This window comes from Ensifer adhaerens, from assembly GCF_002940685.1.
GTDB classification, from domain to species: domain Bacteria; phylum Pseudomonadota; class Alphaproteobacteria; order Rhizobiales; family Rhizobiaceae; genus Ensifer; species Ensifer adhaerens_E.
Map to the genome: position 1 here is coordinate 149,575 of NZ_PNFP01000008.1, position 13,073 is coordinate 162,647.

At 63.4% G+C, this 13,073-nt stretch carries 14 protein-coding genes; 7 read left to right on the plus strand and 7 right to left on the minus strand.

Translation table 11 applies throughout. The annotated features are described in order from the left end of the window. Positions 1 to 75 precede the first annotated feature (75 nt). The 4 genes from C1A35_RS17120 to C1A35_RS17135 all read right to left on the minus strand — a co-directional run bounded on the left by C1A35_RS17120 (position 76) and on the right by C1A35_RS17135 (position 2,102). A complete protein-coding gene (locus C1A35_RS17120) occupies positions 76 to 456 on the minus strand; it encodes a RidA family protein (protein ID WP_057254948.1) in 381 nt (126 codons plus the stop codon). 9 nt (positions 457 to 465) lie between these two features. Further along, complete coding sequence (gene leuD, locus C1A35_RS17125) at positions 466 to 1,071, minus strand: 3-isopropylmalate dehydratase small subunit (RefSeq protein WP_104665493.1); 606 nt, start codon at positions 1,069 to 1,071, stop codon at positions 466 to 468. Positions 1,072 to 1,226: 155 nt separating this feature from the next. After that, positions 1,227 to 1,658 (minus strand): VOC family protein, encoded by a 432-nt coding sequence (locus C1A35_RS17130; RefSeq protein WP_104665494.1) that lies wholly within the window; start codon positions 1,656 to 1,658, stop codon positions 1,227 to 1,229. Between the two features lie 189 nt (positions 1,659 to 1,847). Next, positions 1,848 to 2,102 (minus strand): hypothetical protein, encoded by a 255-nt coding sequence (locus C1A35_RS17135; RefSeq protein ID WP_104665639.1) that lies wholly within the window; start codon positions 2,100 to 2,102, stop codon positions 1,848 to 1,850. 125 nt (positions 2,103 to 2,227) lie between these two features. Here C1A35_RS17135 and C1A35_RS17140 point away from each other — a divergent pair, with 125 nt between their 5' ends. Then, entirely contained in the window at positions 2,228 to 3,133 is a 906-nt protein-coding gene (locus C1A35_RS17140; protein WP_104665495.1) for an HpcH/HpaI aldolase/citrate lyase family protein, read from the plus strand. After that, positions 3,130 to 3,336, plus strand: a complete 207-nt coding sequence (locus tag C1A35_RS17145) for a DUF1737 domain-containing protein (RefSeq protein ID WP_104665496.1) — start codon at positions 3,130 to 3,132, stop codon at positions 3,334 to 3,336. Before C1A35_RS17140 ends, C1A35_RS17145 begins: the two co-directional genes overlap by 4 nt. Positions 3,337 to 3,602: 266 nt before the next feature. Here C1A35_RS17145 and C1A35_RS17150 read toward each other — a convergent pair whose 3' ends face one another. Further along, positions 3,603 to 4,037, minus strand: coding sequence for a metallopeptidase family protein (locus C1A35_RS17150; protein WP_034802708.1), 435 nt, complete (start codon positions 4,035 to 4,037; stop codon positions 3,603 to 3,605). A gap of 168 nt (positions 4,038 to 4,205) precedes the next feature. Here C1A35_RS17150 and C1A35_RS17155 point away from each other — a divergent pair, with 168 nt between their 5' ends. From C1A35_RS17155 to bfr, 5 genes are all read left to right on the plus strand, one after another. Then, positions 4,206 to 5,159, plus strand: coding sequence for an ImuA family protein (locus C1A35_RS17155; protein WP_104665497.1), 954 nt, complete (start codon positions 4,206 to 4,208; stop codon positions 5,157 to 5,159). Beyond that, positions 5,074 to 6,627 (plus strand): DNA polymerase Y family protein, encoded by a 1,554-nt coding sequence (locus C1A35_RS17160; RefSeq protein ID WP_234822904.1) that lies wholly within the window; start codon positions 5,074 to 5,076, stop codon positions 6,625 to 6,627. Before C1A35_RS17155 ends, C1A35_RS17160 begins: the two co-directional genes overlap by 86 nt. After that, positions 6,624 to 9,992, plus strand: a complete 3,369-nt coding sequence (locus C1A35_RS17165) for an error-prone DNA polymerase (RefSeq protein ID WP_104665498.1) — start codon at positions 6,624 to 6,626, stop codon at positions 9,990 to 9,992. The genes C1A35_RS17160 and C1A35_RS17165 overlap by 4 nt, the downstream gene beginning before the upstream one ends. Positions 9,993 to 10,354: 362 nt before the next feature. Beyond that, positions 10,355 to 10,666 (plus strand): (2Fe-2S)-binding protein, encoded by a 312-nt coding sequence (locus C1A35_RS17170; RefSeq protein WP_104665641.1) that lies wholly within the window; start codon positions 10,355 to 10,357, stop codon positions 10,664 to 10,666. After that, positions 10,632 to 11,123, plus strand: coding sequence for a bacterioferritin (bfr, locus tag C1A35_RS17175; RefSeq protein ID WP_034802698.1), 492 nt, complete (start codon positions 10,632 to 10,634; stop codon positions 11,121 to 11,123). Before C1A35_RS17170 ends, bfr begins: the two co-directional genes overlap by 35 nt. 76 nt (positions 11,124 to 11,199) lie before the next feature. On the opposite strand, the gene C1A35_RS17180 is transcribed toward bfr, so the two are convergent. Further along, positions 11,200 to 11,721, minus strand: a complete 522-nt coding sequence (locus C1A35_RS17180) for an RNA pyrophosphohydrolase (RefSeq protein ID WP_104665499.1) — start codon at positions 11,719 to 11,721, stop codon at positions 11,200 to 11,202. 52 nt (positions 11,722 to 11,773) lie between these two features. Further along, positions 11,774 to 12,988, minus strand: a complete 1,215-nt coding sequence (locus C1A35_RS17185; protein ID WP_104665500.1) for a divergent polysaccharide deacetylase family protein — start codon at positions 12,986 to 12,988, stop codon at positions 11,774 to 11,776. Positions 12,989 to 13,073: the final 85 nt, after the last annotated feature.

Here is a 13,073-nt window from a genome sequence, read left to right on the forward strand (position 1 = left end):
CTCGTCTGCGAAGTCCATGGACTACCGCATCTTGGCCGAAATCGGAATCGATTTGAGGAGAGGTGCGAGAAGTCTTCAGCCGCGAAGGGCGGTGACTTCGATCTCGATCAGCATTTCCGGGCGGATCAGGTCGCAGACGATCATGGTTGCGGCCGGGCGGATCTCGCCGAAGACTTCGCCGAAGATCGGAAACACCCGGTCGGCGAAGCTGGCATCGGTGACGTAGTAGTGGTTGCGCACCACGTCCTTCAGCGAGAAGCCCGCTTCCTTCAGCGCGCCCTCGATCGTCTTCAGGCAATTGCGCGCCTGCTCCTCCACCGTCTCGGGCATGGTCATGGTGGCATAGTCATAGCCGGTCGTGCCGGAGACGAAGCACCAGTCACCCATCGCGACGGCACGCGAATAGCCTGCCGTCTTTTCGAAGGGCGAGCCCGAGGAGATGAGCTTGCGCGCCATGTCTCGGCTTTAGGCCCAGGGGCGCGAGGCGCCGACCGACTTCTCGAAGCTGTCGATCGCGGTTGCCTTTTCCAGGGTCAGGCCGATGTCGTCGAGGCCGTTCAGGAGGCAATGACGCTTGAAGGCGTCGACCTCGAACTTGACCGAGCCGCCGTCCGGACCGGTGATTTCCTGGGATTCCAGGTCGACCGAGAGGATGGCGTTGGAGCCGCGCGAGGCGTCGTCCATCAGCTTGTCGAGGTCGGCCTGGCTGACGACGATCGGCAGAATGCCGTTCTTGAAACAGTTGTTGTAGAAGATGTCGGCGAACGACGTGGAGATCACGCAGCGGATGCCGAAGTCGAGCAGCGCCCACGGCGCATGCTCGCGCGAGGAACCGCAGCCGAAGTTGTCGCCGGCTACCAGGATGCTGGCGTTCTGGTAGGCGGGCTTGTTGAGCACGAAGTCCGGATTGACCGAGCCGTCCTCATTATAACGGGCTTCGGCGAAGAGGCCCTTGCCAAGGCCGGTGCGCTTGATCGTCTTCAGGTAATCCTTCGGAATGATCATGTCCGTGTCGATGTTGACGACGGGGAGGGGGGCGGCGACACCGGTGAGCTTGACGAATTTTTCCATAACTTCAGGCCTTCGATTTCAGAAGAATGTTGCGCTAGCGTTTAGATGAGTTTTGCGCCGAAATGAAGGAAAATCTGTTCAAATAGGCTTCGCCGGGCGGGTGAAAATGCCTGCCCGGCGAAAGCTTCGCCCGAATTCCTGTTGTCGGGCCGCCCTCAGCCCGCCTTCACAGGGCTGTTCATTGCCCAGAGAACGCCGAAGGGATCGCGGAGCTGGCCGTAACGGTCGCCCCAGAACATCAGCTCGATCGGCATCACCACTTCCGCACCGGCGGCAACGGCACGATCCCACCAGGCATCGATATCGTCGACGGTGAGCGTCAGGGTGAAGGCCTGCGGCTTTTCCAGCGGATGGCCGTATTCCGGATAGGCGTCGGCCAGCATCAGCGAGCTGCCGTTGATGTAGAGGTGGATGTGCATCGTGCGGCCCTGCTCGTCGAGCGGGTGCCGGCCCACTTCCTTGCCGCCGAAGGCGCGTTGGTAGAATTCGGACGCCTTGGCGGCGCCGTCGACCTGCAGATAGGGCAGAAGGCCGTTCAGGACCGGTGCCGGCTGCTGCGTTTCGGTTTGCTGCGTCTGGGTATCCATCGGGTTTCTCCATCCTGTTTGAGGAGCCAGGGCCGTTGCTGGCCTGCCTCAAGGACGGGCCGGGTGCACCCGATCCGACATGGAGATGGAAAAAATTTGAAGCCGCTGCGGCGCGTCGTTTTTGCAGGCATCACAAAAGGCGGGCCGATCATGGATCGGCCCGGCCGGTCTTGCCCGGATCAGGAGAGATCAGAGGTCGATGATCGTGCCGCGACCGTCGTTCCAGATGCGCATCTCGCGCTGGCCGTTCGCGGCGGTTGCCGCTGCCGGGCGCACAGTTGCGCGGGCTGGCTTGAGGTTCAGCCTGGTGGCAATGGCGCTGCCGATCACGACGACGGCGGCGATGCCGGCCAGTGCCAGCGCCAGCGAGGCGGTCAGCACAAAGGCCGCAAACGTGATGGTCAGGGCTGCGGCCGTAAAGAGAACAGAGCGAATGCTTTGCATGATCGTCACCTTTCTGATGGCGATGTGGGGGCTCGCGCCCTGACTTGCAAGAGGTTGCCCCCGAAAGGGGGTGCGGCGGTTCGCCTCGTCTTGCGGAACGCGGCAAAGGCGGGCACAACTGAGGCATGAACAAATCGAGCGAACATCACCCCGTGCGCCTGCGCCGCTCGGTGCTTTCGGTACCGGCCGACAATGCCCGCGCGCTTGCCAAGGTCGCGGAACTCGCGACCGATGCGGCGATCTTCGATCTCGAGGATGCGGTGGCGCCCGAGCGCAAGGCCGAGGCGCGGGCGGCGCTGGTGCAGCATCTGACGACGAACAGGCCGGATTGCGAGATCGTCATTCGCATCAATGCGATCGGCTCGGACTTCGGCCAGGGCGATCTCGCGGCAGCGCTTGCGGCCAATCCCGACGCCATTCTTCTGCCCAAGGTCGAAAGCCCCTCGGATATCCAGGTGGCTGCCGATTGGCTCGACGACAACGATGCGCCGGAAACGCTGCGTCTCTGGGCGATGATCGAAACGCCGCGCGGGGTCATCAATGCGCCCGCGATCGCCGAGGCCGGCCGTACCTTCAGCGGCAGGCTCGATTGTTTCGTCGTCGGCCTCAACGATCTGCGCAAGGAAACGGGCGTGCCGGATCGTCCCGGCCGGCCCTATCTCGTCCCCTGGCTGATGCAGATCCTGCTTGCTGCGCGGGGCGGCGGGCTCGATGTCATCGACGCCGTGTTCAACGATTTCCGCGATGCTGCCGGTTTCGACGAGGAATGCCGGCAGGGCCGCGACATGGGCTATGACGGCAAGATGCTGATCCATCCGGCCCAGATCGGCCCGGCGAACGAACGCTTCGGCGTCGAGCAGATCGCCGTCGACGAGGCGCGCGCGATCATCGCCGCCTTCGCTCTTCCTGAAAACGCCGGCAAGGGCGTCATCAATCTCAACGGCCGAATGGTCGAGCGGTTGCACCTCGACCAGGCCGTAACGCTTGCCGCCAAGGCCGAGCTCATCGAAAAACGAAAGACAAGAACGTGAAACTCTACCGCTTCCTGACCGGTCCGGACGACGCCACTTTCTGCCACAAGGTGACGGCGGCGCTGAACCAGGGCTGGAGCCTGCACGGCTCGCCCACCTATGCCTTCAATGCCGATACGCAGCACATGCAGTGCGGCCAGGCGGTGGTCAAGGATGTCGAGGGCAAGGATTACACCCCTGACATCAAGCTGTCGGAGCAGTAGTCGCGGTAGCCATCAGCGTCAGCCCCTCACCCTAACCCTCTCCCCGCCTGCGGGGAGAGGGGACGAGAGCGAAAGCGCCCTCGGCACTTGGCGTCGCCCTTTACGGGAATGGTTTATTGAAACGAGCGGGTGCAGCTAGTCTCCTTCGCCCCGCTTGCGGGGAGAAGGTGGCCGGCAGGCCGGATGAGGGGCAACGGGTGAGCCTTGCTCTTTGAAGTAACGCAGCTCCGGACGGAAATCCGCTTCACACTTTTCCTGGAATTGCGCTAACCGCCGACGTGCTCGACGCTCGCCTCGATCCGCTCCATGTCGTCGTCGGAAAGGCCGAAATGGTGGCCGATCTCGTGGATCAGCACGTGGGTGATGATGTCGCCCAGCGTTTCCTCGTTCTCTGCCCAATAGTCGATGATCGGGCGGCGATAAAGCGTGATGCGGTTCGGGAATTGGCCGGTTTCCATGGTGAAGCGCTCGCTGATGCCGCGGCCTTCGAAGAGGCCGAGCAGGTCGAAGGGCGTTTCCAGCGCCATGTCCTCGAAAACGTCGTCACTCGGGAAGTCGGCAACCTCGATGATGAGGTCGGTCGTCAACTGGCGGAATTCCTGCGGCAGGTGGCCGTAGGCTTCCAGAGCGAGCTGCTCGAAAGTGGTAAGCGTCGGTGCGTGGCGTTCCCGCCAATCATCGGTCTGGTCAATGCGGGCCATAGGCACTCCTTGTTGCCCTCATATAGCGATTTTGCCTTTGTTTTTCGAGTGTTGAATTCCTTGATCACAGGGACAGGAATAAATTCTTAGAATTGGCTGTTGACTCCATTAGGAAGCTCTGGAATCAATTAGAACATAACATGAACATACTGATGGGAGTTGACCGTCATGGCCGACACAGCCGTGCAGCGGGAGACGGTGCTTTCGCTCCGGGAAACCATAGCAAGGATCGAAAACCGTCGGCTTCCGGGCGTCGTGCGCGCCGCCAAGGCGGCTGATCCCGGTGGCTTCCGTCAACGGGAGGAAGAGGAACCCGGCCGCAAGGTGCTTTCGCTCGGCGTTCCCGATCTGGACGATCTTCTCGAGGGCGGTCTGCCGCTCGAAGGCATGACGGAAATCCGCAATGCCGAGACGCGCGATGCGGGTGCTGCCGCCGGTTTTGCCGCCGCACTCGGCGTGCTCTGCCAACGAGCGCGCCTTGAAAAAGGCGAGCCTGTGGCTCCCGTTCTCTGGATCAGCCAGTCGATGGCGTCCACCGAGGCGGGCCTGCCCTATGGGCTGGGTCTGAAGGCCTTTGGGCTCGATGTCCGCGGTCTCGTCTTCAGCCTGCCGCGCACGGTGAAGGATGCGCTCTGGATCGCCGAGGCTGCGCTTTCCGTGCCGAGCTTCTGCGCCGTCATCCTCGAAATTCGCGGCAATCCTGCAGCCCTTGCGCTCAGCGAAAGCCGGCGCCTGCATGTGCGCTCGCGTGCTGGCCACGTCCCCCTTCTGCTTTTGCGCCAGTCCGGACACGAGGAGGCGAGCAGCGCCTTCTTTCGGCTCCTCGTCGAACCGGCACCGGCGCGCGAGCGTCCGCTACCGGATGGATCGATGCTTCGCGGCAGCATCGGCCATCCCGTCTTTCATGTCATTGCCGAGAAGAGCAGGGCTCCTGCGCCGCTCGGCTTCCTGCTGGAGTGGAACCCCCATGACCGCCGCCTTTACCCCGTCGAGCCCCTACCAGCCGCTGCTGCGGCAGATCCAGAACCAGCGCATTCTGTCGCTCGCCTTTCCGCATCTTCCGGCCGATCGGGTCGCGCGCAAGCGCTGGGGGAACTCGTGGCTTTCCCGCGGGCGTCCTGAGCATCCGCCCGTCGTCTTCGCCGACAAGGTGAAGAGCGCGATGCGTCTTGTCGCGCTCGACGGTTTTGCCGAGAAGCGCGGGTTTCACATCGGTCAGGGCGTTGCCGAGGCGCGGGCCATGTGTCCCGAGATCGACGTGCTGCCGGCCGATCCCGCCGCCGACCGGGCCCTGCTTGCAGGCCTTGCGGACTGGTGCTGCCGCTACACGCCACTCGTCGCGCTCGATGGTGACAGCGGCCTCTTTCTCGACATTACCGGCTGCGCCCACCTTCTCGGCGGGGAAAAGGCGCTGCTCGACGATCTGCTCGCCCGCCTTTTCCATTTGGGGGTCGAGGCCCGGGCGGCGATCTCCTCGTCCGCCGGGCTCTCCTGGGCGGTGGCGCGTTTCGGTTCCGACGACATCCTTGCCGAGGATGAGGCGGCGCGGGCGCTGGCACCGCTGCCGCTGGCGGCGCTCAGGCTGCCGCGGGAAACGATCGAAACGCTTGGCCGGGTCGGGCTCAAGCAGATCGGCGACATCCTCAAGGCGCCGCGCGCGCCGCTTGCCCGCCGGTTCGGTGCAACCCTGCTTCTGCGCCTCGACCAGGCGCTCGGGCGCGAGGACGAACCACTGTCGCCGCGGCTGCCCGTCGCCGCCCTTTCGGTCGAGCGCCGGCTCGGCGAACCGGTCCAGGGCGAAGACGATATCTTGGGCCTGGCGGAAGAGCTGGCGCTGCGGCTGAAGCCGGAGCTGGAAAAGCGCGGGGAGGGCGGACGCCTGTTCGAGCTGCTGCTCTTCCGTGTCGATGGCGCGGTCTTCCGCATTACCGCCGGCACGTCCTCGCCGCTCAACGATCCGCGACGTGTCGCCGGTCTTTTCCGCGAGCGCCTGCAGGCGGTGCACGAAGATCTCGATGCCGGCTTCGGTTTCGAAATCCTCAGGCTCTCGGTGCCGAAGAGCGAAAAATACGAGGTGATGCAGGAGGATTTTTCCGGCACGCCGGATCGCGAGCGTCCGCTTGCCGCCTTCGCCGACCGGGTCATGGCGCGGTTCGGCGCAGAAAGCCTGATGGTGCCGGCGCTCTCGGAAAGCCATGTTCCGGAGCGGGCGGCAAGCTTCCGGCCGCTCACGGATCTGGCGCTGATCGGCAAGGCTGAGGAACCGGGTAACAACATCCCGGCGCCCCTGCTTGCCGCCGCCGCCCGGCCGCAGCGGCTCTTTCCAAGCCCCGAGCCGGTGGAGGCGGTGGCCGAGGTGCCCGAGGGGCCGCCCCGAAGCTTTCGCTGGCGGCGCACGTTGCACCGCATTGCGCGGGCCGAAGGGCCGGAGCGGATCGCCGGCGAATGGTGGCTCGACGGCGAGCCGGCGCTGGAGCGCGACTATTTCCGGGTGGAGGACGATAGCGGCCGGCGGTTCTGGCTGTTTCGCGAGGGTCATTACGGCGCCAGCGCTCCGCCGCGCTGGTTCATGCATGGGGTCTTCGCATGAGCGACGCTGTCCCCTATTTCGAGATCGGCGCCTGGTCGAATTTCTCCTTCCTCGAAGGCGCTTCCCATCCGGGCGAGATGGTGGTTGCGGCGAGCCGTCTCAAGATATCAGGCCTCGGCATTGCCGACCGCAACACGGTGGCCGGCGTCGTGCGGGCGCATGCGCAGGCCAAGGTGGAGAAGTCGACCTTCCAGCCGGGTGCACGGCTTTCCTTTGCCGAGGACCTGCCCGACGTGCTCGCCTATCCCTTGAACCGCCGCGGCTGGGGCAATCTCTGCCGGATGCTGAGTGCCGGTAACCTACGGGCCAAGAAGGGCACCTGCACGCTCTACGAGACCGATCTGATCGAATGGGGCGAGGATTTGCTTCTCGCCGTGCTGCCGGGCCCCGTCATCGGCGCGCCGGAGGCAACCCGGCTTGGCGATTTCCTCAAGCGGCTGAAACCGCATTTCGCCGATCGGCTCTATCTGGCGCTGGTGCCGCGTTATGACGGCTTCGACCAGTTCGCCTTTGCCGGGCTTGCAACCATTGCCCGCCATGCGGCAGTCAAGCTCGTCGCCACTAACAGTCCGCTGTTTCACGCGGCTGCAAGGCGACCGCTCGCCGATGTCGTCACCGCCATCCGCGAGCATGTGACGATCGCCACGGCCGGCTATCGGCTGCATGCCAATGCCGAAAGGCATCTGAAGGCGCCCGCCGAAATGGTGCGCATCTTCCGCGACTATCCGGAAGCGATCGCCAATACCGGGCATTTCTTTGGACGTCTGAAGTTCTCGCTGTCGGATCTCGAATATCAGTATCCGGATGAGAGCATTCCGGGCGAAACACCGACGCAGACGCTGCGGCGGCTGACGATGGAGGGCGCGCGAGAACGGTATCCCGGTGAGATCCCTCAGAAGATTTCGACGCAGATCGAGTATGAGCTCGAGCTGATCGCCAGCAAGCGTTACGAACCCTACTTCCTGACGGTGCGCAATATCATGCAGTTTGCGCGCAGTGCTCAGATCCTGTGTCAGGGCCGCGGGTCGGCGGCGAATTCTACCGTCTGCTATTGTCTGCGCATTACCGAGGTCGACCCGCTTTCGACCACCCTGCTTTTCGATCGTTTCCTCTCGACCGAGCGGGACGAGCCGCCGGATATCGACGTCGATTTCGAACATGAGAAGCGGGAAGAGGTGATCCAGCATATCTACCGCACCTATGGCAAGGAACATGCGGGGCTGACGGCCGCCGTCATCAGCTACCGGGCGCGCTCGGCCGGTCGCGAAACCGCCAAGGCTTTCGGGTTCTCAGAAGACGTGCAATCGGCGCTTGCCGGTTCGGTCTGGGGCTGGTCGGTCGCCGATCTCTCAGAGCGTGAGGCGCAGGCTGCCGGGCTCGACACGAAGGACCCGACGACGGTGAAGGTGCTCGACTATGCCACCGAGCTGATGAGCTTCCCGCGCCATCTCTCCCAGCATGTCGGCGGCTTCGTCATGACCCGCGACCGTCTCGACGAGGTAGTGCCGATCATGAACACGGCGATGCCCGACCGTTTCATGATCGAGTGGGACAAGGACGACCTCGACACGTTGAAGATCCTGAAGATCGACGTGCTTGCGCTCGGCATGCTCACCTGCATCGCCCGGGCCTTCGACCTGCTCGACCGGCATTACAATGAGCGGAAAAACCTCCACCAGCTTTTCAAGGATCACCAGGACGCCGTCTACGACATGATCTGCCGCGCCGATACGATCGGTGTCTTCCAGATCGAGAGCCGGGCGCAGATGAGCATGTTGCCGCGGCTGAAGCCCCGCATCTTCTATGACCTTGTCATCGAGGTGGCGATCGTCCGGCCCGGACCGATCCAGGGCAACATGGTGCACCCCTATCTGAAACGCCGGGAGCAGCGCGCGCGCAATATCCCCATCGAATATCCAAGTCCGGAACTGGAGGCCGTACTGAAGCGGACGCTCGGCGTGCCCCTGTTCCAGGAACAGGCAATGCAGATCGCCATTACCGCCGCCGGCTTCACACCCAGTGAGGCGGACAAGTTGCGTCGCGCCATGGCGACCTTCAAGCGCACCGGCACCATCCATACCTTCCATGAGAAGATGATCGAGGGCATGGTCAGGAACGGCTATGAACGGGACTTTGCCGAGCGTTGCTTCAAGCAGATCGAGGGCTTCGGCGAGTATGGTTTTCCCGAGAGCCATGCCGCGTCCTTCGCGCTGCTCGTCTATGTCTCCTCCTGGCTCAAGACCTACTATCCCGATGTCTTCTGCGCGGCGCTCCTGAATTCGCAGCCGATGGGCTTTTACGCGCCAGGGCAACTGGTGCGCGATGCAAGGGAGCATGGGGTCAGGGTCATGCCCGTCGACATCAACCATTCGCTCTGGGATGCGGACCTTGAAGAGGGAGGGGTCGACAAGAGGGCCATCGAGCCGCGGCATCGCGAGATGGCGGACGTGATCAGGACGACGAAGGCGATGCGGCTCGGCTTCAACTCGATCAAGGGGCTGAACCAGGAAGAGATCGAGAAGAAACTCATCGCCAACCGGGGGGACGGCTACAGAACGGTTCGTGATCTCTGGCTGCGCTCCGGCCTCTCCCGTTCCGCGCTCGAAAGGCTTGCGGATGCGGATGCCTTCCGTTCGATTGGGCTCGACCGGCGAAAGGCGCTCTGGGCGGTGAAGGCACTGGATGAAAAGAGTGCTGCGGAACGGTTGCCGCTCTTCGAAGGTGCGGCGAGAGAGGAGTTGCGGCCGGAACCGGCGATGGTCCTGCCGGAGATGCTGCCGGGCGAGCAGGTGATCAACGACTATCGTTACCTCTCCTTCTCGCTGAAGGCGCATCCGGTCTCTTTCCTCAGAGACACCCTTTCTGCGCAGGGCATCGTGCAGAGCCGCGCGCTTGCGACCGCCCCGGTCGGGCGGCGGGTCACGGTTGCCGGCCTGGTGCTCGTCCGCCAGCGTCCGGGCTCGGCCAAGGGCGTCATCTTCATGACCATCGAGGACGAGACCGGCGTTGCCAATGCGATCGTCTGGCCAAAGGTGTTCGCGGCCTATCGCCCGGTGGTCATGGGCGCGCGGCTGGTCAAGATCCGCGGCCGGCTGCAGCGCGAAAGCAGCGTCATCCATGTGGTTGCCGAGCACATCGAGGATATCACGCCGATGCTCGGGCTATTGCGCAAGGAGGCGCGGCGTTTCGGTGCGAGTGACCGTGCCGACGAGGCGCTGCGGCCGACCGGCGACGCACGCCAGAAGCGGGCACAAGGCGACCTGGCTCTGCCGACGGCCCGCCGGTCCGGCAGCAATCCCGGCAGTCCGGACCGGGCGACAGCCGAGGTGGCCGACGTGATGCCGAAGGGGCGCAATTTCCATTGAAGGTCTCCGGATCCGGCGTGACGGCCATTCCCATGGTGCGGGGCGCGGTTTGGTGAGAGGAGCCGCCAAGTGCGCCGGAGAATTCCAGCGAACCCCGACGTCGGCTCACGGGCAGGCCCTCCCCCATCGTGCGCATAGGTGTGTAAAAATGTCGCAGGCTGCGGGCGTCGTGACCCATTCAGGGTTTGCAGGAGAAGTCGCCAAGGAATCTCTAAAATTCTGAAAAGACGAAGTTTTTTGTCAAGTTTAGAGTCGTTCTAATCGACCTGCAACTTCCGCTCGCGGAGTTTTTAGTTGACACTAAATGTCCTGTTTTGCTTTATGCGCAGATACAGGGCGTTGCGTACGACAGGCGAGACGACATGCTGGTTTGCAGCTGCAATTTCATCACGGAAAAAGAGATCGAGGACACGATTGTCGGCCTCCTTGACGAGGACTGTTGGCAGCTGATCGTGCCGGCGAAAGTCTACCACGCGATGGAAAAACGCGGCCGTTGCTGCGGCTGTTTCCCCAATGTCGTCGACATCATCATCCGCACCACCGAGCAATATCACGCCCGTCGCGACTCGACGGACGCAGAGATATTTGATTTCATGACCCGCCTCAGACAATTCCACGACGACAACCGGAGGGCGGATCTTGAAAGGCGACAAAAAAGTCATCGAGCAGCTTAACGAAGCGCTCTATCTCGAACTCGGTGCCGTCAACCAGTATTGGCTGCACTACCGCCTCCTCGAAGACTGGGGTTACACGCTTCTCGCCAAGAAGGAGCGGGCCGAATCCATCGAGGAGATGCAGCATGCCGACAAGCTCGTCGCGCGCATCATCTTCCTTGAGGGCCACCCCAACCTGCAGACGGTTGCGCCGCTGCGGATCGGCCAGAACGTCAAGGAAGTGCTGAAGGCCGATCTCGCCGGCGAATACGACGCCCGCACGGCCTACAAGAAATCCCGAGACATCTGTCACGCCGCCGGAGACTATGTCTCCATGAAACTCTTCGAAGAACTGCTCGCGGATGAGGAAGGCCACATCGATTTCCTCGAAACCCAGCTCGAGCTGCTCGACAAGATCGGCGAAGAGAAATACGGCCAGCTCAATGCCGCACCGGCCAACGAAGCCGAAGCCGACTGAGCCTGGTCAAAGCTTACAAAGGCGAAGGCCGGCGATATCGCCGGCCTTTGTCGTTTCAGGAGCAAAGCAGTCCGGTTCACGGCGCCAGATGCGTGAAAGCTGCGACCACTTCCTCGTAGACCTTGCGCTTGAACGGCACGATCAGCTCCGGCAGCTCGCGCATCGGCTTCCATTCCCAGGCATCGAACTCCGGCTCATGTCCGCCCGGCGGCGGGTTGATGGCGATCTCGTTCTCCTCGCCCTCGAAACGGAAGGCATACCAGCGCTGCGTCTGGCCGCGATACTTGCCCTTGAGGCCGATGCCGATCAGATGTTCGGGCAGATCGTAGTTGATCCAGCCGGGGGCTTCGGCCAGCAGCGAGACGGTGCTCATGCCCGTTTCCTCGTAGAGCTCGCGATAGGCGGCCTTCAACGGGTCCTCGTTCTTGTCGATGCCGCCCTGCGGCATCTGCCATTGCTGCGGCGAGCCGTCATATTCGGAATTGCCGACGGCAATGCGGTGGCCGGCCCAGACGAGGCCCGCACGGTTCAGCACCATCACCCCGACACAGGGGCGATAGGGAAGGTCGTCCGCCTTCAGTTTCTTGTCCTTGCTCATCGGCTGCCTCTTCTGTGCAAACGTTCATTGGTCCCATCGGGACGGCTTTAAGCTAGTTCTGTTGCGGATCCTTGACGAGCGCGGAGACGCCGACGATCTCGATGCCGCGCCCCTGCGCCTCGCCGATCCACGAGGCGATCGCGCCGACGCTTTCATCGAAGGCGGAAGCGACGCCAATGGCGGTGCCGTTGCGGCGTGCAATGCGTTCGAGCTCATCGAGCTTCTTCAGGATCGCGTTGCGGCTGAGTTCCGTGTCGAGCGTCAGGTCGGCAAAGCCGTGCGGCACGTCGAAGGCGCCGGCAAGTTTGCCGGACAGCGACTGCGCCGAGGTGCCGTCGTCGAGGAACAGCAGGCCGCGCCTACCGAGATCGCGCATGACCGGCTCCAGCGCATCGGCATCGGACAGGAAGCGGCCACCAAGATAGTTCATGACGCCGGTATAGTTGGTGATCTCGGCGAGGTTGCGGTGCAACTCCGACAGGTTCTTCTTTTCGCTAAGGCCGACGCGCAGCGCATGGGGCCCGGGGTCGTTGGCCGGATAGTCGAACGGCTCCATCGGCAGCTGCAACAGGATCTCGTGGCCGCTGCGGCGCGCTTCCTGCATCCAGCGCTGTAGGCTGTTGCCGGCGGTGGCGAAGCCGAGCGTCACCTCGCCCGGCAGGTCGCGGATCGCTTTCTGCGTTCCGGTCTGGCTGAGGCCAAGCCCGCCGACGACGAGCGCGATGCGCGTGCCGCGTGCGCCGGACCAGGGGCGCGCATACTGATCCATCGGCCTGAGCCCGTCGGGGCCGATGATCGGTAGCCGCCCAGCGGCACTGTCTTCCAGCAGATCGTTATTGGGCATCGCGGCCATGCGCGGATCCTGGCCGCGGATCGGACCGACATTGATGAGCGCCGGCCCCTTGCCATCGCGGCTGCGCGGCGAGAAGGTCGTGACGGTGGAACCGTCGTCGGTGAGCGTGCGCTCGACATCGGCGCCGGAATAAGCCGTTCCCGGCGTCATCGTCCCGGAGCCTATGCCCGTCTGGCCGCTTGGCGCGTTGGCTGCCTTGTCGTCCGCCCTCGTTATGTTTTCCGCCGTTGCGACCGGCGATGCGGGGCCGCGCCGCAATCCGTCCGGCGAAAGAATGCTCCAGGCGGAAAGGCCAATCACCACAGCCATGCAAAGGCCGGCAAAGGAAAACCCCAGCAACCGCCGGGAATTGCGTTTCGACGCTGGCTTGGCCCGCCGGTTCTGGCCGAGCGGAGCATTGAGATCAGTTCCCAAACGGAGCCTCGGTCGAGCTGTGGGATGTTGCCGCCAAGCAAATCCAGGATGAACCGAACCGGTATCATTCCAGGCTTGCATCATT

What these genes read in the sequence shown, in the direction of transcription:
- C1A35_RS17120 (WP_057254948.1), bottom strand. Translation starts at nt 456, where the DNA reads ATGGCGCGCAAGCTCATCTCCTCGGGCTCGCCCTTCGAAAAGACGGCA.
- leuD (WP_104665493.1), bottom strand. Translation starts at nt 1,071, where the DNA reads ATGGAAAAATTCGTCAAGCTCACCGGTGTCGCCGCCCCCCTCCCCGTC.
- C1A35_RS17130 (WP_104665494.1), bottom strand. Translation starts at nt 1,658, where the DNA reads ATGGATACCCAGACGCAGCAAACCGAAACGCAGCAGCCGGCACCGGTC.
- C1A35_RS17135 (WP_104665639.1), bottom strand. Translation starts at nt 2,102, where the DNA reads ATGCAAAGCATTCGCTCTGTTCTCTTTACGGCCGCAGCCCTGACCATC.
- C1A35_RS17140 (WP_104665495.1), top strand. Translation starts at nt 2,228, where the DNA reads ATGAACAAATCGAGCGAACATCACCCCGTGCGCCTGCGCCGCTCGGTG.
- C1A35_RS17150 (WP_034802708.1), bottom strand. Translation starts at nt 4,037, where the DNA reads ATGGCCCGCATTGACCAGACCGATGATTGGCGGGAACGCCACGCACCG.
- C1A35_RS17155 (WP_104665497.1), top strand. Translation starts at nt 4,206, where the DNA reads ATGGCCGACACAGCCGTGCAGCGGGAGACGGTGCTTTCGCTCCGGGAA.
- C1A35_RS17165 (WP_104665498.1), top strand. Translation starts at nt 6,624, where the DNA reads ATGAGCGACGCTGTCCCCTATTTCGAGATCGGCGCCTGGTCGAATTTC.
- C1A35_RS17170 (WP_104665641.1), top strand. Translation starts at nt 10,355, where the DNA reads ATGCTGGTTTGCAGCTGCAATTTCATCACGGAAAAAGAGATCGAGGAC.
- C1A35_RS17180 (WP_104665499.1), bottom strand. Translation starts at nt 11,721, where the DNA reads ATGAGCAAGGACAAGAAACTGAAGGCGGACGACCTTCCCTATCGCCCC.